The sequence below is a fragment of the Demequina sp. NBRC 110055 genome (genome assembly GCF_002090135.1).
In the GTDB taxonomy this organism is placed as follows: domain Bacteria; phylum Actinomycetota; class Actinomycetes; order Actinomycetales; family Demequinaceae; genus Demequina.
The window spans coordinates 19034-42166 of the sequence record NZ_BBRL01000009.1 but is presented as its reverse complement, the minus strand read 5'-3'; the positions used below and the strand labels follow the sequence as shown (position 1 = coordinate 42166).

Annotated in this window: 23 protein-coding genes; 12 read left to right on the top strand and 11 right to left on the bottom strand. The window is 69.9% G+C overall.

The features are described 5' to 3' along the window. Positions 1-179: 179 nt before the first annotated feature. The 4 genes from B7K24_RS10385 to B7K24_RS10370 are packed head-to-tail and all read left to right on the top strand — an operon-like array spanning position 180 to position 4658. Complete coding sequence (locus tag B7K24_RS10385) at positions 180-1214, top strand: pyridoxal-phosphate dependent enzyme (RefSeq protein WP_084130272.1); 1035 nt, start codon at positions 180-182, stop codon at positions 1212-1214. Next, complete coding sequence (locus tag B7K24_RS10380) at positions 1211-2827, top strand: FAD/NAD(P)-binding protein (protein ID WP_144268250.1); 1617 nt, start codon at positions 1211-1213, stop codon at positions 2825-2827. The genes B7K24_RS10385 and B7K24_RS10380 overlap by 4 nt, the downstream gene beginning before the upstream one ends. Beyond that, positions 2820-4253 carry a hypothetical protein gene (locus tag B7K24_RS10375; protein WP_084130270.1) on the top strand — a complete coding sequence of 478 codons (1434 nt, stop codon included), beginning with the start codon at positions 2820-2822 and terminating at the stop codon, positions 4251-4253. The genes B7K24_RS10380 and B7K24_RS10375 overlap by 8 nt, the downstream gene beginning before the upstream one ends. A gap of 9 nt (positions 4254-4262) precedes the next feature. Beyond that, positions 4263-4658 (top strand): ribonuclease E inhibitor RraB, encoded by a 396-nt coding sequence (locus tag B7K24_RS10370; protein ID WP_084130269.1) that lies wholly within the window; start codon positions 4263-4265, stop codon positions 4656-4658. 146 nt (positions 4659-4804) lie between these two features. Here B7K24_RS10370 and B7K24_RS10365 read toward each other — a convergent pair whose 3' ends face one another. From B7K24_RS10365 to B7K24_RS10345, 5 genes are all read right to left on the bottom strand, one after another. After that, positions 4805-5161, bottom strand: a complete 357-nt coding sequence (locus B7K24_RS10365; protein ID WP_234986673.1) for an SH3 domain-containing protein — start codon at positions 5159-5161, stop codon at positions 4805-4807. Positions 5162-5286: 125 nt separating this feature from the next. Continuing rightward, positions 5287-5520, bottom strand: coding sequence for a TM2 domain-containing protein (locus tag B7K24_RS10360; RefSeq protein WP_084130268.1), 234 nt, complete (start codon positions 5518-5520; stop codon positions 5287-5289). Between the two features lie 36 nt (positions 5521-5556). Further along, entirely contained in the window at positions 5557-6939 is a 1383-nt protein-coding gene (locus B7K24_RS10355; protein ID WP_084130412.1) for an MFS transporter, read from the bottom strand. Positions 6940-7255: 316 nt separating this feature from the next. After that, positions 7256-7846: a short chain dehydrogenase gene (locus tag B7K24_RS10350; RefSeq protein ID WP_084130267.1), complete on the bottom strand. Its 591-nt coding sequence runs from the start codon at positions 7844-7846 to the stop codon at positions 7256-7258. A gap of 13 nt (positions 7847-7859) precedes the next feature. Further along, entirely contained in the window at positions 7860-8477 is a 618-nt protein-coding gene (locus B7K24_RS10345; RefSeq protein WP_084130266.1) for a hypothetical protein, read from the bottom strand. Positions 8478-8559: 82 nt separating this feature from the next. Here B7K24_RS10345 and B7K24_RS10340 point away from each other — a divergent pair, with 82 nt between their 5' ends. The 5 genes from B7K24_RS10340 (at position 8560) to B7K24_RS10320 (ending at position 12914) form a co-directional block, all read left to right on the top strand. After that, positions 8560-9813: a DUF2254 domain-containing protein gene (locus B7K24_RS10340; protein ID WP_159449220.1), complete on the top strand. Its 1254-nt coding sequence runs from the start codon at positions 8560-8562 to the stop codon at positions 9811-9813. Between the two features lie 68 nt (positions 9814-9881). After that, on the top strand, positions 9882-10871 hold the full coding sequence (locus tag B7K24_RS10335) for a 5'-nucleotidase (RefSeq protein ID WP_084130265.1): 990 nt from the start codon (positions 9882-9884) through the stop codon (positions 10869-10871). A gap of 43 nt (positions 10872-10914) precedes the next feature. After that, on the top strand, positions 10915-11274 hold the full coding sequence (locus B7K24_RS10330) for a hypothetical protein (RefSeq protein WP_084130264.1): 360 nt from the start codon (positions 10915-10917) through the stop codon (positions 11272-11274). A 69-nt stretch (positions 11275-11343) separates the two neighbouring features. After that, positions 11344-12522, top strand: coding sequence for a mechanosensitive ion channel family protein (locus tag B7K24_RS10325; protein WP_084130263.1), 1179 nt, complete (start codon positions 11344-11346; stop codon positions 12520-12522). A 53-nt stretch (positions 12523-12575) separates the two neighbouring features. Beyond that, positions 12576-12914, top strand: a complete 339-nt coding sequence (locus tag B7K24_RS10320; RefSeq protein WP_084130262.1) for a YciI family protein — start codon at positions 12576-12578, stop codon at positions 12912-12914. A 99-nt stretch (positions 12915-13013) separates the two neighbouring features. On the opposite strand, the gene B7K24_RS10315 is transcribed toward B7K24_RS10320, so the two are convergent. From B7K24_RS10315 to B7K24_RS10305, 3 genes are all read right to left on the bottom strand, one after another. Further along, on the bottom strand, positions 13014-13991 hold the full coding sequence (locus B7K24_RS10315; RefSeq protein ID WP_084130261.1) for a zinc-binding dehydrogenase: 978 nt from the start codon (positions 13989-13991) through the stop codon (positions 13014-13016). 150 nt (positions 13992-14141) lie between these two features. Next, the gene (locus B7K24_RS10310; protein WP_084130260.1) at positions 14142-15038 is read right to left on the bottom strand and encodes an SDR family oxidoreductase; all 897 of its coding nucleotides are present in this window, start codon (positions 15036-15038) and stop codon (positions 14142-14144) included. Positions 15039-15082: 44 nt separating this feature from the next. Beyond that, on the bottom strand, positions 15083-16153 hold the full coding sequence (locus tag B7K24_RS10305; RefSeq protein ID WP_084130259.1) for a class I SAM-dependent methyltransferase: 1071 nt from the start codon (positions 16151-16153) through the stop codon (positions 15083-15085). A 131-nt stretch (positions 16154-16284) separates the two neighbouring features. On the opposite strand from B7K24_RS10305, the gene B7K24_RS10300 reads away from it, so the two are divergent. Beyond that, the gene (locus B7K24_RS10300; RefSeq protein ID WP_144268248.1) at positions 16285-18276 is read left to right on the top strand and encodes an ATP-dependent helicase; all 1992 of its coding nucleotides are present in this window, start codon (positions 16285-16287) and stop codon (positions 18274-18276) included. Positions 18277-18295: 19 nt separating this feature from the next. Here B7K24_RS10300 and B7K24_RS10295 read toward each other — a convergent pair whose 3' ends face one another. Both B7K24_RS10295 and B7K24_RS10290 read right to left on the bottom strand, forming a co-directional pair. Further along, on the bottom strand, positions 18296-18601 hold the full coding sequence (locus tag B7K24_RS10295; RefSeq protein WP_084130257.1) for a HigA family addiction module antitoxin: 306 nt from the start codon (positions 18599-18601) through the stop codon (positions 18296-18298). Next, positions 18601-18879: a type II toxin-antitoxin system RelE/ParE family toxin gene (locus tag B7K24_RS10290; RefSeq protein WP_084130256.1), complete on the bottom strand. Its 279-nt coding sequence runs from the start codon at positions 18877-18879 to the stop codon at positions 18601-18603. The genes B7K24_RS10295 and B7K24_RS10290 overlap by 1 nt, the downstream gene beginning before the upstream one ends. A 175-nt stretch (positions 18880-19054) precedes the next feature. On the opposite strand from B7K24_RS10290, the gene B7K24_RS10285 reads away from it, so the two are divergent. Next, positions 19055-21202: a beta-galactosidase gene (locus B7K24_RS10285; protein ID WP_084130255.1), complete on the top strand. Its 2148-nt coding sequence runs from the start codon at positions 19055-19057 to the stop codon at positions 21200-21202. A 25-nt stretch (positions 21203-21227) separates the two neighbouring features. Then, on the top strand, positions 21228-21659 hold the full coding sequence (locus tag B7K24_RS10280) for a hypothetical protein (protein WP_084130254.1): 432 nt from the start codon (positions 21228-21230) through the stop codon (positions 21657-21659). 85 nt (positions 21660-21744) lie between these two features. On the opposite strand, the gene B7K24_RS10275 is transcribed toward B7K24_RS10280, so the two are convergent. Next, complete coding sequence (locus B7K24_RS10275) at positions 21745-23055, bottom strand: NAD(P)/FAD-dependent oxidoreductase (protein WP_200808332.1); 1311 nt, start codon at positions 23053-23055, stop codon at positions 21745-21747. Between the last annotated feature and the right edge of the window lie 78 nt (positions 23056-23133).

The window sequence follows — 23133 nt, the reverse complement described above, 5'->3', positions numbered from 1 at the left end:
TCCCCACGTCGTCGGGTGAGACGACGCTATCAACCCCGCCGCGGCATCGGCCCCTCGCCATGCAAGGAATGCACCAGGCGCCTGGAGGGTTGCTTTCCGAGTGACGGTCGCCGCTGACCTGCGGCGGCCCTCACCGACGTCCCCCCACCCGGGGCAGACGCACTAAGGGAGGCACTTCAATGACGATCCAGCACTTTTCTGACGCGCGCACCATGCCGAGCGTGCCCATCCACGGTGATTATCTGCCCACACGGGTGACGGCACTCGAGAAGTTGTTTCCCGACGCCCGCATCCGCCTCCACGCGAAGCTCGACCAGCTGCAAATGTCCGGCAGCACCAAGGAACGCACGGCCAAATTCCTCCTCGACGACCTGGAGGCCAGCGGCGCACTCAAGCCGGGGGGAACCGTGGTCGAGTCGACGTCCGGAAACCTGGGGATGGCGCTCGCGCGTCAGTGCACGCAGCGCGGATTTCGCTTTGTTGCGGTAGTCGATGAGCGGGCGAACGAGGCCGCGCTCCAGACCATGGCGGCGTTCGGGGCGCGGTTGGAGCGCGTGCCCACTCCCGCGGACGGCAACCGCCTGAGGGCCCGCGTCGAACGCGTCGAGGCCCTCCTCGCGCAGCACCGCGATGCGGTCACCACCAGGCAATATGGCAATCCCGCGAACCCCGCGGCCCACGCCAGCACCACCATGCCGGAGATGGTCGCGTCGCTCGGCGCCGCGCCCGACTACCTGTACGTGGCGATGAGTACGACCGGCACGGCGCTCGGCTGCCAGCAGGCGATCGAGCGCGAGGGCTGGCACACGAAGCTGGTTGGCGTCGACGCTGAGGGCTCCGCACTCTTCGGCGGCGCGGTGGGGGAGCGCAAGCTTCCGGGCCTCGGCGCGGGCTTCGAGACCGACCTGTCGGCGGACGCCCACCCCCACGCCGTGCGGCGCATTCGGGAATCCGACATGATCCGTGGCTGCCGCGTCCTGGCTCGGCGCGAAGGGATCCTCGCGGGCGCCTCCACGGGCGCGATCGTTGCCGCGATCGCACGTGACCTGCCCACGTTCGAGGAGGACGCCTGCGTCGCGTTCCTGGTGCACGACGGCGGCTCGGCTTACCTTCCGACGGTCTACAACGACGTGTGGGTCCGCGCCGAGATCAACGGCGGTGCGCAGGCGCTCGCCAGCCTGGACCGCAACGACCCATTCACCGCACACCCGTGAGCGCCGCGGGCCTCGGCGCCTGTGACCTGCTGGTGGTGGGCGGCGGTCCGCGCGCGCTGTACGCGCTCGCGGATCTGGAGGGCGAACTCGCGCGGGTGGGCGCCGCGCGGCCCCTCATCGTCGCCGTGGTCGAGCCCGACACGCCGGGAGCGGGCGCCGTCTGGGATCCGCGCCAGGGCGAGCACCTGCGGATGAACGTCGACGCGGGCATCGTCGACGCCACGTGCCCGTCCGTGCCGCTGACCTTCACGCAGTTCTCGGGGGGCGACGAGCGTTTCCCTCCGCGCGCACAGACGGGCACCTACCTCGCCTGGGCCTTCCGGGCACTTGCGGACTCGCGCCTCCTCCAGATCCGCCACGTCCCGCAGCGCGTGACGTCGCTGCGCCGCGTCGGCACCTCCTGGGAGTGCACGGGCCATCGCGGGTCCACGGTCACCGCGGCGCAGGTGCTGCTGACCACCGGCCACGCCGGCGGGGCGAGTCTCGACCACGGCGCTCTTGCGTCGCCGTCATCGGGGCCGACGGCGGGGTCGCGCGTCGTGGTGCGCGGCGCCGCGCTCACCGCGTTCGACGTGGTCATGGATCTCACCGCCGCGCGCGGCGGGCGGTGGGAGTCGGCGGCCGATGCTCCCTCTGGCCTGGCATACGTGCCGTCAGGAGGCGAGCCCGCCTCGGTCACGCTGGTGAGTCGTTCGGGCGAGCCGATGCTCCCCAAACCCGTCGAGGTGCCGCAGCACGTCGTCGCGGCAGTGCGCGCACGGACCGCGACGTGGGAGCCCGGGGCGACGCCGGACGATGACTGGTGGGAGGTCCTGGCGGGTGCGGCCGAGGCCGCCGCGGCAGCCGCCGGGGTGCGCGTTGCTCCCGAGGACCTGTGGGAACGGCTCGACCGCTCGGCGGGGGGTGCTGGACCGCGCGGTACCGGGCGCGAGGCGCCCGACGAGCGTGGGATCGCAGACATCGCCCGCGCCCGCGGCGACGCCGACGCAGACCCGGCCTGGTGGTGGGGTCGCGCGTGGTCGGCGGGCTACGCCGACGTGGTGCGCTCGCTCGAACGCGCGCCTCGCGATCCGCACACCTGGCCGCGCTGGCGGCGCCGTGCGGCAGCATTGGAGCGGTGGGCGTTCGGGCCGCCGCTCGAGACTCACCGGCGCCTGGTGGCGCTACGAGAGGCCGGGCTGTTGCACGTCGCGCGCGAGGCCCCTGATGACGCGGACGCTCACGTGATCGACGCCTTCACGCGCGGGCCCGGGGTGCTCGACGCGCCGCGTCCGTGGGGCGTCGATCGCGAGTCCGCCGCCGTCGGCGCCACAGCCGGGGACGCCGCTCGCGACCCGTGGCCGTCCCTCCTCGCGGCAGGCGCGGTGACCGTGCGCCCCGGGGAGCGCGGGGTCTTGACGCGCCCCGACGCTGCCTGCGAGGGCCGCGACGGCATGGTGACGCCGGGTCTGTTCGCCCTGGGACGTCCCACCGAAGATCCGGTGATCGGCCACGACTCGCTCCAGCGCCGCCTCCATGGCGACTCGGCGCGCTGGGCCGCGTCGCTCGCGCGCCGCCACGCCAGCGCGCCCGCCCCCACCCTCGACCCACGACAGGAGTTTGCGCATGACTGATCCGACACCCACCGTGGCCTGCGAGGGAGTCTCGCCTCTCACCGGCCGCACCGAGCCGTGGATGGAGGACCTCCTCGCCGATCCCGAGCAGTGCGCGGGTCTCATCCGCGAGCACGGGTCGCCGGTCAACGTGCTGAACCTCGCGCCGCTGGCACGCAACGCCGCAGAGTTGACCGATGCCGCCCGCGACGAGGGCGTGACCCTCGGTGTGTACGTCGCCCGCAAGGCCAACAAGGCGTTTGCCGTGGTGAAGGCGGCCGATGCCGCCGGTCTCGGCATCGACGTGTCCTCGCTGGCCGAACTACGCCAGTGCCTGGAGCTCGGCGTGGACGCGGGCCGGCTGATCGTCACGGCGGCGGTGAAGTCCGACGCCCTCCTTCGCGAGGCGGTCGCGGCGGGCGCCCTCATCAGCCTCGATAACGGCGACGAATTCGCGGACATCGTCGCCGTGGCGACCGACCTCGCAGTGACGGCGCGGGTGGCGCCGCGCATGGCATCGGCCGACCCTCATATCGCGCCCACGCGGTTCGGTCTCACCCCCGCCTCGTGGGACGCAGCCCTGCAGGACGCTCCCGCCGCGGTGCGGCTCGAGGGCATCCACTTCCACCTCAACGGCTACTCCGCGGCCGAGCGCGTCGTGGTCCTGCGCGAGGCCCTCGCGTGGACCGACCGGCTGCGCGAGACCGGTCATCCCATCGCCTTCATCGACATGGGCGGCGGTGTCCCCATGACCTACCTGGAGGATCGCGCCCAATGGCGGGCTTTTTGGGAGCGGCTCGACGTGGACCGCGACGACACGCTCACGTGGCGCGGCGACCGGCTGGGGATGACGGATCCCGGTGCCGAGCGGCCCTCCGCCGCGGTGTACCCGTACTGGCAGCGCCACGTGCGGGGCCAGTGGCTGCGCGACATCCTCCGCGCCCACACGCCCGACGGCACCACCGTGGCCGAGCAACTCGCCGCACGCGGCCTCGAACTGCGCTGCGAGCCGGGACGGTCCTTGCTCGACGGATGTGGCATGACGCTCGCCTCCGTCGCCTTCCGTAAGGCCAGCAGCGACGGGATCCCCCTGGTCGGCCTCCACATGAACCGCACACAGGTGCGCTCGACGTCAGTGGATTTCATGGTCGACCCGCGGTGGGTGCGTCCTGCCGATGCCGGCGCTCCCAGCCCCGCATTCGAGGGCTTCCTGGTGGGCGCCTATTGCGTCGAGGAGGAGCTGCTGACCCGCCGACGTCTGCGGTTCCCCGACGGAGTGGCGCGCGGCGACATCGCGGCCTTCGTCAATACCGCGGGTTACCTCATGCACATTCTCGAAAGCGCGTCGCATCAGTTGCCGCTCGCGGTCAATGTGGTGCGCGACGGGGGTGACTGGGTGCGCGACGGGATCGACTCCCCGGCAGGATCCGGGACCCCGACCGGCTAGCGTGTGGCCATGGGACTCTTCTCGCGCCGCCCCAAGAGGGTGGAGCCGTACGACCTGTTCGCCGACGACCAGGAGCAGCTTGAGATCTTTCTGGGCCGCGGGGCCGATCCCAACGCGCCCCGCGAACTTGAGGTCTCCCTGACCTTCACGCGCCAGGCAAGCGCCGAGGCGGCGTCCGAGGAGCTCCGGGCCAGCGGCGTGTGGCGCGAACTGTGCGAACCGAGCCACGACGTGCCGGAGTGGACCATCGTGGCGACGTTCCGCGGAGCCTTGGTGCCCGGGCTGCTGCGCGAGGCCATCGACCGGGGTCATCAGGTCGCCGACGCGCACGGTGGCGAGTTCGAGGCGTGGACCGCGATGTACACCACCGAGGAGAAGGCCGCGTGGGGAGTGGAGCCGCTCTAACCTCAACCCGTGTCGACTGTGGCGCACGCGCGTGCGTCAGGGCACAGTCACCGTCCACTGCGGCAAACGCAGTTCGCGCGCGGCGTGCGGGCGTGCTCGCGCCCCCTGGTGGACGCTGACTGCGCCCTCGTGCACCTGCGTGCGTCCTAGTGGACGTCCAGTGCGCGGTGGGGGACCCACCCCCCGCGGCCCGCGGCGTTTCGGCACCAGGACCATCCCGATTCGGGGTCGTCGGCGAGCAGCGCAAGGACGTCGCCCGCGCTCGCGGGAAGCTCCTGCGTGTCATACGCGGAAATCACCGTGGCGATGGGGCGCTCGTCGCTGAGATGGCGCGACGGCACCCAGCCCTCGCCGGTGAGGCCCATGACCATGACGAAGGCTGGCCACTCGGTGTCCTGCTCGCCCACGGTGACGCGGTCGCCCGGCGCGATGCGGAATGGTGCCCGCTCGGGGATCTCGTGGTCGGTGAGCACGCGCACGGAGCGCGAGGGCTCAGCGCTCACAGGTGCAGCGGTTGCCCTCGCTGACGCCAGCGAGCGCCTGCTCGACGTGCAGGCCGCAGCCGGTCCAGGTGGTCTTGCCGCAGTCGGAGCAGGCGATGGGGGAGCACATGTGTGGGGTCCTTCGGTTAGCGGATGCCGACCGCGCGCTGCGCGTTGACCTGGCGCACCTGCGCCGGCAGCGTGAAGAGGTCGACCCACCATCCGATGGTGAGGATTCCGCCTGTGAGGAGATACAGGATGCCGCGGCCAATCTTGCCCAGGTAGAAGTGCTGGATGCCGAACAGCCCGAAGAGGAACCACAAGATGTACGCGACTGCAAGCGACTTCTGGGAGTAGACGTAGACCGGTCCATGACTCATGGCTCCAGGGTAGGCCCAGATGGCCGATGCCGTCGTTCAGTCCTCGTCGGGCGCTACCGGGTTACGGATGCCGAGCCACGAGACGATCCCGCCCACAGCCATCAGGATGGCGGTCGCCCACATCGCGCGGTGGAATCCATCGAGGTCGAGCGCGCCGCCCACGATGGCGCCGACGAGGGCGATCGTGACCAGCCCGGCCACGCGGCTGATGGCGTTGTTGGTCGCGCTCGCGATGCCGCTGCGCTCGGTCTCGATGGCTCCGAGAATCGCCGACGTCAGCGGCGATACGGTCACGGTGAGGCCCAGTCCGAACAGCACAATGCCCGGCAGGACCTGCGTCCAATAGGAGAAATCGTCGCTCACGGTGAGCATGAGCAACGAGCCCGCGGCCATCATGAGGGGACCGGCCGTCATGAACAGGCGCGGTCCCAGGCGGCCGGCAAGCGAGCCCACCTGGGAGCTCAGCAGGATCATGATCACCGTGATGGGGAGGCTCGCGAGCCCGGCTGCGGTCGCGCTGAGCCCCGCGCTCTCCTGCAGGTAGACCGTCAGGACGAAGCCGTTGAGTGACAGTGCCCCGTAGATCATGAAGGTCGCGAGGTTGCCCCACGCGAAGTTGCGGGCGCGAAACAAACTCAGCGGGAGCATCGGCCGCTCGACGACCGCCTGACGCCAGACGAAGGCGACGAAGGCTGACACGCCCACCGCGCCCGTGAGCCAGATCTGCGGGTGCCCCCAGCCGAGGTTCGGCTCCTCGATCAGCGCGAAGACCATGCCACCCAGGCCGATCGCGCCGAGCGCCGCGGAGATCATGTCGATATGGGCATCGGGCAACTGGACATCCCGCTGCTCGAGCCTGGTCAGCAGCCACAGCGTCAGAGCAATCGGGACCACGTTGATGAGGAACACCCACCGCCAGTTCGCGAGGTCGATGAGCAGGCCGCCGATGACGGGCCCGGCCACCATGGCGCCGCTGGTCGCCGCCGTCCACGTGCCGATGGCCTTGCCCTGGGCGCGGCCGCGGAAGTTGGCCATGATGAGCGCCAGAGAACTCGGCACGAGAAGTGCACCGGCCACGCCCTGCAGGAGCCTCGCGACAATGAGGAACGGCGCGGTGGGGGCCAGCGCGATCGCGACCGAGGTGACGCCGAACCCGATGAGGCCCCAGCGGATCACCCGCAGCCGGCCGTACGTGTCGGAGATGGAGCCGGCGACGAGCATGAGCGCGCCGAGGGTGATGAGGTACGCGTCGACAGTCCACTGCTGGGTGGTGATGCCGCCACCCAGGTCGTCCACGATCGCGGGCAGGGCGACGTTCACCACGGTGCCGTCGAGGAAGCTGACGAAGCTCGCAAGGATGGCGATCCACAGGACCGTGCGCTGCTCGGGCGTGGTCGCCGCCGGGGTGCTGGTGCTCACCACTGCAGGGTACGTCCGCGCGTCTGTTGCAGTGGGCGCGGTGTCGCACTACTGTCGTGTGCAGCAACCACATTCAGCATTGAATGTATTGGGTGTTTTGCTTCGAGGGGGAGCGTATGGGGGATTTGTCCTGGTGGAGCCGGCTGCGCGAGCGTAGGCACCTGGCCTTGCGTGCTCCCGCGAGTGGCCGTGGGCGGCGCGGGCGCGACGGGGAGCGCCTCGACCCCACGCCGCCGCGACGCGAACGTCGCGTTCCACTGCGCTGGACCTGACCGCGGGGACGGTGTCGCCGATGGTGCGGCGACACCGCCAGGACTCAGTCGATGCCGTGCGTGCGTCCGGTCTGCGTGCCCTCGACCGCGCGGCGATAGGCGTGGCCCACGGCCTCGTCGCTCACGGGCGGGAAGCCCGCGAACGCCCGGTGGTGCTGGGGCGATGACTCGAGCACCGAAGGGCTCACGGCGTTGAGCCGCACACCACGGGGCATCTCGGGAGCCGCGGCCATCACCCAAGTCTCGAGCGCGCCGTTCGCCATGGACGCGGCCGCGCCGGTGCGGATGGGCTCGCGCGCGAGCACGCCGCTCGTCATCGTGAAGGAGCCGCCGTCGGTCACGTACGGCAGGCCGATGCGCACCACGTCGATCTGGCTCAGCACCTTGCCCGCAATCCCGCCCGCATAGTCCTCTGCCGTCAGGTCCAAGAGCGGCTTGAACGGCACCTTGCCGGCGGTGGTGACGACCGCGTCCACGGTGCCGACGGCCTCGAAGAGCGCCTCAATCGAGGCGGCATCGGTGATGTCCACCGACGGGGAGGTGCTGCGGCTAGCGACGATGACGTCGTGGTGGGGCGCGAGCGCGGCATGGGCCGCCGAGCCAACATGACCGGAGCCGATGAGCAGGATTTTCATGCGCCCCACCCTGTCACAGGCGAGAGATCCACTCCGCCCAGTACGCCTTCCACGCGTCGGCCGCCTGGGCGGTGGGGAGCTTCTCGTGCGTCACGGTGAGCTTCGCCCCTGACTTCGCCGGGTCCGCCGTGAAGGTGACGGAGCCGAGCGGGGTGCCGGTGGCATCGGCCGCTGAAAAGCGCGGCGTCTTCACGCCGGGCTTGGAGACGCGCGTGAGCGTCAGCCCCGGGTCCGACTGCGCCAGCCGACCCGCGTCCTCGAAGGTTTCACGCGCGCTCGCGACGTCAACGGAGAGGGTGCGCGTGCGCGACACCGTGAACGTGCCGTCCTTCATCTGCCCTGGGAGACGCAGTCCGGTGATGCGTTCGTACCCGATCGTGACGGCCTGCGCCCACCACCAACTCACGATGTCGGTCTCCGCCTTGACCCAGTCCGCGATCGCGGTGTGGTCCGCACCGCTCGCGGGGCCTGCGTCGATGATCGCGACCCACGCGTCCCAGCCGCGGCCGGTGGCCTCGACGAGGGAGGCATCGGCGATCTCGGGGTCGCTGACCCAGCCCTCATGGATGCTCGTGGGGGCGGCCACAGGGTGGACTGTGGCGTCGATCGCGGCGCCCAGGAGATCGGTCATGGCTCCATCATGGCGCGCGTGAGCCTCGCTCGCACCAGGCACAATGGCTCTACACACAGCAGCAGCACCCCGGAGGCACCTCATGCATTGGCGCACGTTCCTCAGCCGCCTCACGCGTCAGATCTGGTTCCGCGCCTCGCTGTTCACGGCCGGGGCCCTCATCCTGGTGCTCGCCGCCGCCGCGCTCGGCCCGTCGCTGCCCGCTGACCTCAAGCTCGGCGAGGACGCCGTCCAGAACATCCTCCAGATCCTCGCGACGTCCATGCTCGCGGTCACGACGTTCTCGCTGACGGCGATGATCACCGCGTTCGGTTCCGTCGCGTCGCAGACCACCCCGCGCGCCACGCAGCTTCTGATCGCGGACACCACGTCGCAGAACGCGCTGTCGACGTTCCTGGGCAGCTTCGTATTCGCCATCGTCGGGATCGTCGCGCTGTCGACGGACCGCTTCACGGATCAGGCGCGCTCCATCCTGTTCCTCGGCACGCTCGCCGTGATCGCCCTCGTCGCGATCACGTTGCTGCGATGGATCTCGCACCTCACCACGTTCGGCCGGGTGCCGGACATCATCGACAGGGTCGAACAGGCGGCGGCCGATGCCGCACGCACCTACGCAGCGAACCCCCACCTGGGTGGGCTGGCGCCCGCCGAGATTCCGCGTGCGGCGCATCCGGTGGCGGCACGCCGGGCCGGCGTCGTCACGGGACTGGCCATGAAGGATCTCGAGGAGTTCGCTGTCGAGCGCGACGCGACCGTGCACGTCGTCACCGTTCCTGGGGCCGAGGTGGGCAGGGGAGAGCCGCTGGCCTATGTGGTGCGTGGCCGCGCTCTGGACGACGCCGACCAGGGGGCCGCGTGCCGCGCGTTCATCGTCGAGTCGCACCGCACCTTCGAGCAGGACCCGCGGCTGGGGCTCATCGCCCTCGCGGAGATCGCGAGCCGTGCGCTGTCGCCGGCCGTCAACGACCCCGGTACGGCGATCGAGGTGCTCAACGCCATCGACCGTGTGGTCAGTGAGATGCTGTCGAACGGCCGGAACCCGGACACCGACGAGCCCAACTATCCCCACGTCCACGTGCCCGCCCCCGCGCTCGCGGATCTCCTCGAGGATGCGTTCCGCCCCATCGCGCGCGACGGCGCCGCGCACATCGAGGTGGGCCTCAGGGTCCAGCGGGTCATCGGCCACCTCATGCGCGGCGCGGATGCCCCGACCCGAGAACTCCTCACGCAAGCGTCCGAGCGGGCCGAGGCCCGCGCAGCGGCCGTCCTGACGGACCCCGAGGACCAGCGTCTGCTGACCGCGGCGGCCGCCGCCGCGCGCGCCACCGAGGCCTGACCAGGCCCGACACGCGGCCGTCATCTGGGTGGGGTAACGTCGTCATCCCGCACCACCCGAGGAGTCAAATGCCCGCGTACGACCTGTCCGATCGGCTCGTGGTGGGCGTGGCGTCCTCGGCGCTGTTCGACCTCACGGAATCGGACGCGTACTTCCGGGCGCACGGCGAGGCCGCCTACGCGCGCTATCAGGACGACAACGTGGACTCGCCGCTGGACCCGGGCCCCGCCTTCCCGTTCATCCAGCGCCTGCTGTCGCTCAACGACCTGCGCCCCGGCGACCCCGTGGTCGAGGTCATCATCCTGTCGCGCAACGACTCGTCGACGGGGCTGAGGGTCATGCGCTCCGTCGAGCACCACGGTCTCACGGTGACGCGCGCGTTCTTCACCCAGGGCGGTGCGCCGCTGGACTACATCCCGGCCCTCGACATGAGCCTGTTCCTTACGCAGAACCGCGACGACGTCCTCACGGCGGTGCGCGCGGGCTACCCCGCGGGCCACGTGAGGCCCACCACCGCAGCGTACGACGAGTCAGACCGCTCACTACGTATTGCCTTCGACTTCGACGCTGTGCTCGCGACCGACGAGTCCGAGCGCATCTTCCAGGCCGAGGGCATCGACAGCTTCGTCGCCAACGAGGTCGCCAAGCGCGACGTCGCCCACGCTCCCGGACTGCTGAAGCCCCTCGTGGAGGACCTCAACCGCATCCAGCGCCTCGAGCAGGAGCGCCAGGCTGCCGACCCCGCCTACGAGCCGCGCCTCAGGATCGCGCTGGTCACCGCCCGCGCCGCGCCGGCCCACGAGCGCGCCGTGCAGTCGCTGCGCAGCTGGGGCGTGACGGTCAACGACGCATTCTTCCTGGGCGGCATCGAGAAGGCCCGCGTGCTCGAGGTCATGCGCCCGCACCTCTTCTTCGACGACCAGGACGGCCACCTCACCGGCGCCGTCGATCACGTCGCGGGGGTGCACGTGCCATACGGCGTCGCCAACGAGGCACTCACGCTGACCGGCGAGCTCGCGCTCGCGCGGGCGGCCGATGCCGTGGTCACCGAGCCGTAGCGTTCTCCCGTCGCTCGGCGGCGCCTGCCGCTAGGTTGGCCCCATGGAGACCACGGGGGTGCGTCGCCGGTGGGGCATCGGCGTCGGGATCGCGCTGGCGATTGCCGTCGTCGTAGCGCTGCTCGCATGGCTGTCGAACTCCATGATCGAGCGCGCCTGGATTGTCAGCTACTCCAGCGCGGGCAATGAGCTCACGGTGATCTACGCGCCGGCGGGCTCGTGCGACACGGTGCTGCGCACGCGCGCCACAGAGACCGACACCGCCGTCGACATCGTCATCGTGGCTGTCGGTCCGCCTCCCTTCGTGCCGACGAACGCCAGCCAAGACGAGTGTGTGGTGACCTTCGAACTGGACGCACCGCTGGGTGGCCGCCTGGTGACGGGGCGCGGCCTGACTCCGTAGACCGGGAACACATCGCCACCCGCGCGGCGTTCGCTACAGCAATCAACGGTGCGATTCCTGGGGAGACCTATGTTCGAGGACTGGCTGAATCACGGCGTGACCGCCGCCATTGCGGTGGGATTCGCAATCCTGATCGCCCTCGCGGTCGAGATCACCGTGAGGCTCGTCGCCCGCCGCAAGGCGTGGGCCGCGGACCTCATGACGAAGGCCCGCAACCCGTTCTGGCTGCTCATGGTCCTGCTGGGCGGCTGGGCCGGAGCGCACGCCGCGATCCCCGAGTCGGACTGGCTCCCCGCCGTCTCGCGGGTGTTGTCGATCGCGGCGATCGGTGCTCTCGCGTGGCTGCTCATCGCGTTCGTGCAGTTCGGCACCGACCAGGCACTCGCACGCAACCCCATCGACATGCGCGACAACCGCCTGGCGCGCAAGCTTCACACCCAGACCCTCATCATGAGGCGCCTGGCGATCGCGCTGATCGTGGTCGTCGGCGTGGGCGCGGCGCTGCTGACGTTCGATTCCGTGCGGGCCATCGGAGCGTCGGTGCTGGCCTCCGCGGGCATCGCCTCCATCGTCGCCGGCCTCGCCGCGCAGTCCGTGCTGGCCAACATGTTCGCCGGCATTCAACTGGTCTTCAGCGACGCCCTGCGCGTGGACGACGTCATTGTCGCCGAGGGCGAGTGGGGCAAGGTGGGCGAGATCACGCTCAGCTACGTGGTGCTCGACCTGTGGGACGACCGCCGCCTGGTGCTGCCGTGTACGTACTTCACCACCACCCCGTACCAAAACTGGACACGGCACGGCTCGGAGCTGCTCGGTTCCGTCGAGCTCGACCTCGACTGGCGCGTCTCGCCCCAGAAGATGCGCGAGCACCTCGACAAGATTCTCGAGGAGACGCCGCTGTACGACGGCCGCGCATCGGTCCTTCAGGTGACCGAGGCCACCGGCGGCTATGTGCGCGTGCGCATCCTCGCCACCGCGGCCGATGCCCCCACGCTGTTCGACCTGCGCTGCTACATCCGCGAGGCGATGGTGCTGTGGATCCAGTCCGTGCTCCCCGACGCCGCACCCACCCAGCGCGTCCTGGTCACCGAGGCGGCGGTCTCCGGCGGCCGGCGCCGCAAGGCAGAGACCGCAGGGGAGGGCGGACTCTTCTCCGGGTCGGCCGAGGCCGAGGAGCGTGCCAGCCACTTCACCCAGGCGTTGCCGAGGGTCGAGGATGGCGCGCCGGACGAGGACCGCGCGAGTTAGGCCCCGCCCGGCGACAGCGTGCGCGGGCGCGCGTGCCGTCGCATGATCGTCACATGACGAAGTTCGCCATCATGTTTCCCGCGCGCGCCCTGACCGCCACCGGCGACGAGCTCGCCGCGATCGCCGCCTCATCTCGCGCCGTAGTGCGCCAGGCCAAGGAAGCCGGCGTGTGGGTGTTCGGCGGCGGCGTGGAGCGGGCGGTCGCTCCGACGCAGGTCAATGCGGACCGCACGGAGTGCGAGCCCTACGAGGAGACGCGCGCGCTGAACGGTGGCATCACTGTCCTCGAGTGCGCCACGCGTGACGAGGCTCTGGAGTGGGCCGCGCGCATCGCCGAAGGGTGCGGTTGTCCGCAGGACCTTGTCGAGTTCATGTATGACCCGGAGAGCTAGGAGCCCACGAGGTCTTTCCGAGCGCACGAAGGCCCGCGCTTCCTGCCCCCACCATCGAACTGGGGCAGGCCGCGCGGGCCTTGGGCTAGTGCGGGCGGTTTACGGCTTCAGCAGGATCTTGCCCACGCGGCCGGGGGTGAAGTGGGCGGCCACGGCATCGGCGATCTCCGCAAGCCCAAATGTGGCCTCGACCGGCAGCGTGATGGTGCCGTCCGAGATGCGGGCGAACAGCTCCTGCATCAGCCGCGCACGGTCCTCGGCCGCCATGGTTGCCGAGACCTTCGAGCCCCAGAAGCCGCGCACCGTCGCCTGCTTGAAGATGATCTGACCCGACCTCAGTGAGAGCTCGGGCGACGCCATCGCGCCGAACACCACCAGCTCGCCGTTTTCGGCCAGCAGGTCGAGCATGTCGCCGGCGGCCTGACCACCCACCTGCTCCACACCCACCTTCAGCGGGGCGCCGGCGGTGATCTCGGCCGCGCGCTCCTGCCAGCCCTCGGAGTCGGTCGCGACGATGCCCGTCACGCCCAGCTCCTTGAGCTCCGCCACTCCCTCGGCGCGGCGCACCAGGCCCACAACGTTGATGCCGCGCTTGGGTGCGAGCTGTGCGACCATGCGACCCACCGCACCGTTGGCGGCGTTGATGATCATCCAGTCGCCCTCGGACAGGTTCAGGGAGTCGAGCAGCGAGATTGCGGAAAACGGCATGGACACCAGCTGCGCGGCGACCTCGTCGGGGATCGAGTCCGGCACGGGGATCAGGGTCGCGGCGTCGGCCACGAACTGCTCCGCCCACACGCCAAACGTGCCGGCGCTCGCCACGCGCTGGCCCACCTGCAGGTTCGCGACATCGGAGCCGACGGCCTCGACGACGCCCACCGCCTCGGTGCCGGCGCGCGCGGGCATCTCGGGCTTGAAGCCGTAGTTGCCCGTGACGGTCCACAGATCGTGGTTGTGGATGGGGGACAGCAGCAGGCGGACGCGCGCCTGGCCGGGGCCGGGCTCGGGGGTCTCGACCTCCTCGGTCGCGAGGACCGTGGTCGGGTCGCCGAACTGGTGCTGAATGAGGGCGTGCATGGGTACTGCCTTTCGTGAAGGGGGAACCTAGGCGCAACGGCGCGGCGGGCCCGCGCATTCCTCAACCTGTGACCACCAGGAAGCACGCGCGTGCACGAGGGCACAGTGCGTGTCCACGAGGGCGCGGCAGCCGGCCGATGCCGTGGCTGGCTATTCGACCAGCTCGCCCTCCGTGGTCACCAGCCCGCGCTCGCGCAGCTCCTTGAGGTACTTAGCCTGCCCGCGCTCGCCGCGCCCGCGAAACAGCGGCATGATCCGCGGCAGCAGGTTGGGGGAGAGCAGGGCGGCGCGCACCAGCCACGACTCGCCGCGCTTGGGATAGGCCTCGAGCCGCGGACGGTCCAGCAGCCCCGCCATGCACCGCGCGACTGTCTCCGGCGACTGCGGCGGGTCCTGGAACTGCAAGGCGTTGCCGCCGTCCAGCGCCTCTTGGCGCAGCATGCGCGTATCCGTCGCGGACGGCAGTACCGAGGACACCCGGATGCCCTTGGGCGCTAGGTCGAGCGCGATCGACAGCATCGCGCCTCGTAGACCGTACTTCGATGCCGTGTAGATGGGTGTCTCGCCCAGCGGGAAGATCGCGCCGAGCGACACGACCGTGATCACCCGCGCGTCGGAGGACTGCCGCAGCAGCGGGATCGCGAGCCGTGTCATCATCAGTGGGGCGTTGAGGTTCACGCGCAGTTCGTAGTCGATCGAGTCCACATCACGGTCGTCGAACCGCTCGGCGCTCGTCATGCCCATGCAGTTCACCAGCACGTCGATACGCCCGTACTCGGCGGAGATCGCCTCCATGATCCCCTCGACGTTGCCACGCGAGGTGAGGTCGCCGGTGAGCACAGCGTGACCGGAGCCGGGAAGGGAAGCCGCCACGGCATCGGCCGCCTCGGGACGCAGGTCCACGAGCACCACCCGGGCGCCGCGCGCCGCGACCAGCCGAGCGAACGCGGAGCCGATGCCCCCGCCACCTCCCGTAATGACCACCACCTGGCCGCGGCCGGGCCAGGCACGCGTGCGCGCGCGGGATGAAGATGGCGGCGTTGCCATGTGAACTCCTCGGTGAGGGGGACTGCTCCGATGCTAGTGGTGCCTCACAGGTGGAGTCGGTAGAAACGGAAGAACGAAAAGTCTTCGATGGGAAGCACCGAGGTGTCGGAGAACCCGGCGTCGCGCGCATAGTGGGCAAGGGTCGACGGGCGCATGACGGTTCCCGTGCCGACGGAGGGCTGGGACGACATGCCGTCGGGCAGGCACACGAACAGGCTGAAGCCGTACATGAGCCGTTCCACGTCGTCGCCGACGGTGACGGAGTCGCCCACGCCCTCGTCCATCACCACACAGACGCCGTCGGGCTTCACGGCTGCCTTGATCGCTTGGAGGACCTCGACGGGCCGGGGCATGTCGTGGAGGGCCTCGAAGATAAAGACCCCGTCGAACTCGCCGTCGAGTTCAGCGGCGTCGCCGGTGAGAAACGAGACGCGGTCGCCGACGCCGGCCTCCGCAGCATTGGCGCGCGCCGCCTCGATGGACGGGGTGTCGATGTCGATGCCCACGACGGTCGCCTGCGGGTAGGCGTCGGCCAAGGCGATCGAGGACCAGCCGGCTCCGCAGGCGACGTCGGCAATGCGGGCGCCGGGCCGCGACAGCACGTCGTGGACGTCGGCGACGCCCGCGATGGCCTCGGCAAGCATCTGCTCGAACCAGGGGCGGTTCATGTCGGCCTGGGACCAGCGCGCGTCGTCGCCGATCTGGTCCCAGCTGACGCCGCGGCCCGTGCGGTAGGCGTCGAGGAGGGCGGGCATCTGGGTGGCGGCGCCCACGAGCATCCGCGCGAGCGGCGAGATGTAGGCGAGGGAGCGCTCGTCGGTGAGGGACTCGGCGGCACCGGGCGGGAGTGAGAACGTCATGGGGTCGCCGGCGGAAGCTTGGAGGAAGCCCGAGGTCGCCTGCTGCTCGAGCCACTCGCGCGCGTAGCGCGGATGCGTGTCCGTGCGCTCCGCGAGTCGCTCAGCGGTGAGGGGGCCGGCGTCTGCGAGGGCGCGGTACCAGCCCAGGCGGTCGCCCAGGTGGATCGCGAGGATGTCGATCGCGCCGAGCGCGGCGGAGAAGACGTGCTCGGTCCAGTCGTCGGCGGTGGACTGAGGTGTGGGTGCAAGGCTCATGGGGACCGTCTCCTTGGTGCGGCACGCCTGCCGCTACAGCCAGGATCCTCCGATACTTCGACCGTGCAAGCGCAACAGCGGTGCCCCGCGAGGGGCCGGCGGTGTCATACGCGCCGCCTACAGTGGTGCGCATGGCTGACACGGACGGACTCAATGCTGCCCAGGCGGCGGCCGTCGAGACCGGTGCGAGCCACAACTTGATCCTCGCCGGCGCGGGCACGGGCAAGACCACCACGATCGTGGCGCGCATCCGGCACCTCATCAGGAACGGCACCCCGCCCGAGCGCATCCTCGCGCTCACGTTCACTCGCCGCGCGGCGGCAGAGATTCGCTCGCGGGTACAGGTGGACTCGTCGCAGCGGGCGGGGTCGGTCGCCGCGATGACCTTCCACGCGTGGGCGATGCGGGAGGTGCGCACCAGCCCCGACGTGTTCGGCTACGACGGCTGGAGCGTGCTTGATCAGGACGACACCACGCAGGTGATGCGCGGGGTCCTGGGCCGCGGCAAGCGGGTCGAAGGTTTGAAGGCGTCGCAGATCCTGGATGTGCTGTCCTTCGCGCTCAACACCCGGCGCACGCTTGCCGAGGCGATTCGGATGAAGTTTCCCGATGATGCGATCGACGCCAAGGCCGTCGGCGCTGCGGTGCGGGCCTTCGAGGAGCGCAAGAAGGAGCGCCGCTACCTCACGTATGACGACATCCTGCGTGTGTTCGCGGCGAGGCTGAGGGACGACGCCGTCGCCGCCTGGGTGGGTAGCCACTACGACGAGGTCCTCATCGACGAGATGCAGGACACCAACCCCCTGCAGTGGCAGATCATCGACCCGCTGGTGCCGCACACCCGGTTCTACTGCGTGGGCGACGACGCACAGTCGATCTACGGCTTCCGCGGCGCAGACTTCGAGTCGATTCACAGCTTTGGCGATCGCGTACCCGGCGCACGGGTGTTGCGGCTCGAGGACAACTACCGCTCCACGCAGGAGATCCTCGACCTCGCCAACTGGCTGCTCGCCGAGTCGCCGCTGGACTACCAGAAGCGCCTGCGTGCAGTGCGGGGGCGCGGGCTGAAGCCCGAGCTGCACAGCTTTGAGACCCCGCAGGACGAGGCCGGCTGGATCGTCGCGGAAATGATGCGCGCCCGCGCCGACGAACTGCCGTGGTCAACGCACCTCATCCTGGTGCGGTCGAATTACTCGGGCCGCGCGATCGAGGCGCGGCTGGTCGAGAACGACATCCCTTACGTGTTCTTCGGCGGCGTGAAGCTGCTGGAGTCGGCGCACGTGAGGGACGTGCTGTCTGCCCTGCGCGTGGTGGCGAACCCGGACGACGAGGTGGCGTGGCTGCGGCTCCTCACGCTCATCCCGCGCGTGGGCGACGTGACGGCCGCCCGGGCCTTCGATGCGTTCCTCACCGCGCGCGACGGAGGTGCCTCCGCGAAGGAGGCGCGCGCATCGGCCCTCAAAGGTATGCCTAGCTGGCTGCGCGACGGGCTCGACGCGATCGAGGAGGCGGCGCAGCGCGTGGGCGACGCTGTAGGCCGCGCGGCTGCCATGCTCCAGCCGATCCTCGCCCACAAGTACCGCAACGAGAACTGGGATGCCCGCGCGCGGGACCTGGCGCACGTGGAGCGGCTCGCGGCCACGCGGAGGAGCATCCTGGAGTTCATCGAGGAGTACATCCTGTCGCCCGTGTTCGCCTCCGAGCTGACCCCCGAGCAGGGCGAGAGCGACCACGTGATCGTCTCGACGGTGCACTCGGCGAAGGGGCTCGAGCGCGACTGGGCGTTCGTCGCCGGCGCCTCGGCGGGCACCTATCCGTCGCCGCGCTCACTGGGCGACGAGGCCGAGGTCGAGGAGGAGCGCCGCGTGCTCTACGTGGCGCTGACGCGGGCTCGCGACAGGCTGGCTATCACGCGCTCGGTGGTCCACACGCCCATGCGCGCCTGGGTGGGCGGCATGGGCGGCCTCACCGCCGAGGACGCCTACTTCCTCGCGACGGTGCCGGAGCGGCTGGCCGAGGAGATCGTGCACGTGCAGGGCCGCGCGGAGCGGCCGTCGCTGCCGAGCGGGATGAGCGCGCCGGGTGAGATCGATCTGGGAGTGGACCTGGGGGATCTCGAGTAGGGCCGATGCTGTGGACGGCTCAGGTGGGCACGGATTCGATCGGCACGAGGTCGTCAAAGTTGTGGCGCTGCCGCGCCACCCACAGGTCGTGGGCATCCTGCATCGCCAGCCAGCTTTCCGCCGTGCGACCGAGCACCTTCGAGAGACGCAGCGCCATCTCGGGGCTTACGCGATTCGAACCGTTCAGAATCCGCGAAAGGGTTGACGGCGCCACGCCCAGCCGCTGCGCGAGCTCACGTCCGCTGAGTTTGAGTTCGACGAGGTAGATGCCCGCGATGATGTCGCCGGGATGGGGCGGGTTGTGCATCTTCTTCAGACCGCTCATCAGTGGTAGTCCTCATAGTCAAGGACGTGCGCGTCCCCTTCGTGGAACTCGGACGTCATTCTCCAATTGCCGGTGACGGTGATGGCCCAGCGGTCCGCCTGATTGCCTTTCAGACGATGCAGTCGAAACCCTGGGAGGTCCATGTCGCTGACGACCTGTGCGGTGTCGAGCAGGCCAAGTTGCCACTGAAGCCGAGTGGCGTGACGCGGGTTGACTCCCGCGAGGCTGCCTGTCTCGAACAGCGCGCGCAAGCCCTTGTGACGAGAGGACTTGATCACGGGAGAAGTGTAGCCCGTTGCGCGACACGCAACAAGACGCGGATTGGGCTCATGCGGCGACTCTGGGTTGACGGTCTGCTCATGCACTCATGGTCTCGCCGCGCCGGCGAGGCAATGCGTTTTCCACAGGCGTTGCCGGTACCACCCTTCCCGACCACCTGGCAGAATTCCGTGCATGACACAGTCGTCTCGTCTCCACCTCGGCGCCGCCTACTACTACGAGTACCCGCACCTGGGTGAAGCCCCTGATCAGGACACCCTCGCTCGCGATATGCGCCAGATGCGCGACGCGGGCCTCACGCTCATCCGCGTGGGTGAGTCCGTGTGGTCCACGTGGGAGCCGCGCGACGGCGAGTTCGACCTCGACTGGCTCGAGCCCGTCCTCGACGCCGCGCACGAGAATGGCATCGCCGTCATCCTCGGCACGCCCACCTACGCGATCCCCATGTGGCTCGCCCAGAAGCACCCCGAGATCGTCGGCATCAGCGAGCACGGCGACCCCATCGGGTGGGGTGCCCGCCAGGAGATGGACTTCACGCACTCGGCCTTTCGCGAGCACGCCGAGCGCGTGATCCGCAAGGTGGTCGGCCGCTACGTCGGCCACCCGAGCATCGTCGGCTACCAGGTCGACAACGAGCCCGGCCTGCGCATCCTCTACAACGACGCGATCTTCGCGCAGTTCAAGGAATGGCTCCAGGACCGCTACGGCGACATCGAGACCCTCAACGAGGAGTGGGGGCTCGTTTACTGGTCGCACCGCCTCACCAACTGGGACGAGGTTTGGCGGCCCGAGACAAACTTTCAGCCGCAGTACCACCTCGCGTGGCGCCGCTTCCAGGCGAGCCTGGTCGACGGCTACATCGCCTGGCAGGCGGACCTGGTCCGCGGGATCGTCGGCGACAACCCGCCCGCAGAAGGCTGCACCACCCCCTTCGTCACCACCTGCATCTCCTACGAGCAGGCCGCGGTCGAGGACGCCTCCCTCTCGCGCGCCCTCGACATCGCCAGCTGCAACGTCTACTACTCGAGCCAGGACGGCCTCGCCTACCCCAGCGACGCCGAGCTCAGCACCGATTGGGTCGCCAACGGCACCTGGGGCCTGTACGAGCTCGCGGACCTCGCATATAGCTCCAAGCAGGCCGGATTCTGGGTGACGGAGACGAACGCGGGCGGCATCGGCCAGTCGGCGTACAACATCCCGCCCTACGACGGGCAGCTGCGTCAGGTCGCGTGGGCGCTCGTCTCGCGCGGTGCGCAGGCCATCGAGTACTGGCACTGGCACACCCTGGCGTATGGCGCCGAGACCTACTGGATCGGCCTCATCCCGCACGATGGCGAGCCCGGCCGAATCCACTCCGAGGTCGCCCAGATCGGCGCGGACTTCGAGGCCGTCGGCGACCTCTTCGCCGGCGCGACGCCCGATGCCGACGTCGCCTTCCTGTACTCGTCCGACGCCAAATGGGCGCTATCGGCGTACACCCTGGGCCAGCCGCGCGGTGCGGACCGCATGGGCGCCAACCCCGACGCCTACCGCCAGCTCGCGCTGCCGTTCTACCGCGCTGCTTTCGACGCTGGGCGCCAGGTCAACCTGGTGCGCCCCGACCAGATGGTCGGGGAGCAGGCGCCGTTTGGCGATGCGGCCGCCTTTGCGGCGGCGCGTCCCGTCCTCGTCGTGGCGGCTGACTTCACGGCGGCCGATGCCACACTCCAGTTTTTCGCCGACTACGCCCAGGCGGGTGGTCACCTTGTCTTGGGTCCCCGCTCGGCATACGGAGACGAGGAGGCTCGCGCCCGTACGGATGTGAAGCCCGCACGCCTCGCGACGCTCGCGGGCGTGAGCTATCAGGAGTTCCAGTCGCTGGCCGAGCCGGTGGCGCTCGTCGCCGACGGCGGGCCGCTGTCCGGCGCGGAGGGCGCCGCCACCCAGTGGGCCGAGTACCTGCGCCCCGAGGGTGCCGAGGTGCTCGCGCGCTACGACCACCCGCACCTCGCCGGCTATGCCGCCATCACGACCATGCCCGTCGGAGAGGGGCGCATCACGGTCGCCGGCACGGTGCCGGACCAGGCGACGGCCGCGGCGCTGATGGGGTGGGCGGCGCCCGCGCCGGTGGCCGGTGTTTGGGACGGGTTGCCCGAGAGTGTACGCGCGACCTCGTCGACGCTGGCCGACGGCCGTCGCGCCTGGTTCCTGCACCACTGGGGCTGGGGTGAGGCGACCGTGACGGTGCCGTTCGCGGCCACCGATGCCGTCACGGGCGAGGAGTTCGCCGCGGGATCCGCGCTTGAGCTGACCGATTGGGACGTTCGGGTGGTGTTGGGCTGACGCGGAACGTGCGACTCTTAGCCCTATGACCGATACCCCCTTGATCACGCTCGATGAGGCGATGGAGCAGTTCAACATCGCTCACGAGAACCGTCCGATGGTGAGGGATATCGCTTCGCGGATCGACCTCCTCGGGTTCGACGTCAAGTCGAGTTACATCAAGGGCATCCGGGCGGACGGCCTGCACGCCCTGCAGATCTGCAAGGGCTACACGGAGTACTTCGCGACCGAGGCGGAGGCCGGCGAGGCGTCGGGCCGACCCGAGCGCGTGTGGGGCGTGACCCTCGACTCCGGCACGCAGGTGTGGGGCGTGAGCCACCCGACCGTGGGTCGTGGCGGCGGCCGCGCGGGATCGCGCACCCCCGTGCGCAAGCACGAGGAACCGCGCGACTACGGCGTGTGCGAGACGTGCTGGCAGGCGAAGACGCCGTCGGGCTCGTGCGGGTGTGACGAGTAGCGCCGGGTCTCCGCACTGAGGGTCCACTGGGACGCACGCGGGTGCATGAGGACGCAGTGGGTGTCCACTAGCGCGCCGCTGGTGGCTAGGCGCGGAGCGTCCAGCCCATGCGCCGGGCGACCGCACGCAGGTACTTCTGGATCGCGTGCGCGTCCACGTAGCCCTGATGCCGCGGCGAGTCCACGAAGTGGATCCCTCCCGAGAGGTCAGGCCGGTCCGTCGCGACGTGCCGCTCGAACGCAGTCCACGCGTCCGGCCGGCGGGTGCGGTCCGCGATGTGCTGCGCGACCATCTGGCTGAGCATGTCCATCAGCACGTACGCGCCGGAGTTGGTCTCGACGAACCCGATCCCGTAGAGCGCCGGCGTGCGCGCGAAGGCCGTGAGGTACATGTCGGGGTGCTGCTCGTCGCCGAAGAGACTCTGCGCATACGGGATGGTGTGCCGGTAGCCCGTCGCGAGCAGCACCAGATCCACGTCCTCGGTGGTGCCGTCGGTGAACGTGATGACGGTGCCCTCCGCGCTTGCGATCCCCGGCCGCGCCGTGATGTCCCCGTGCTGCAGGTGGTGCAGCAGCTGGTCGTTCAGCAGCGGGTGGGTCTCGAAGAGCTTGTGGTCGGGCTTCTGGAGGCCCAGGCGGGTGGGGTCGCCGTTGATGACGCGCGACAGGCGACCGAAGACGGCCTGCTCGAGCCACATGGGCATGGTGGGACCGGACTCGGCGAACACGTCGACGGGCTGGCCGAAGATGTGCTTGGGGATGAACCAGTAACCGCGGCGCATCGAGATCGCGGCGTGATCGGCGCTGCGGGCAGCGTCGCACGCGATGTCGCAGCCCGAGTTGCCCGCGCCCACGACCAGCACCCGCCGCCCCGCGAACTCACTAGGGTCGCGATAGGTGACGCTGTGGCGGATCTCGCCCGCATACCCAGGGATCTCGATCACGTTGGGGTCCCATTGGACGCCCGATGCTGCAATCAACTGGCCGTATTTCGTCACCTCTTCGGAGCGTTCTGCGCCGTCACCCGAGCGGGTGGTGACCAAGAAAGTGCCGTCACCCTCCCGCTCGATGGCGACCACCTCGGTGTGGAAGGTGATGCGGTCGGTGAGTGAGGCATCGGCCGCAAACGAGCGTAAGTAGGCCAGGATTTGGCGGTGGTTCGGGTAATCGGGGTAGTCCTCGGGCATGGGGTAGCCGGGGAAGCCGGACATGGTGCGCGAGCTGATGAAATGCGCCGACTCGTACATGGGCGTGCCGGGGGAGTCGATGTCCCACAGGCCGCCCACGTCGCTGTGGCGCTCGACGTGGTCGTAGGGGAGTCCCTGCTCGGTGAGGGCGCGCGCGGCGGCGAGGCCGGCGGGCCCGGCGCCGATGATGAGGGTGCGATCGGCGGCCATCGTTCCTCTTTCTCGTCGTTGAGATGAGGCGAGTGTAGGGCAGGTGATCTAGAACGAGGTGCTCACCAGAGACCGGGT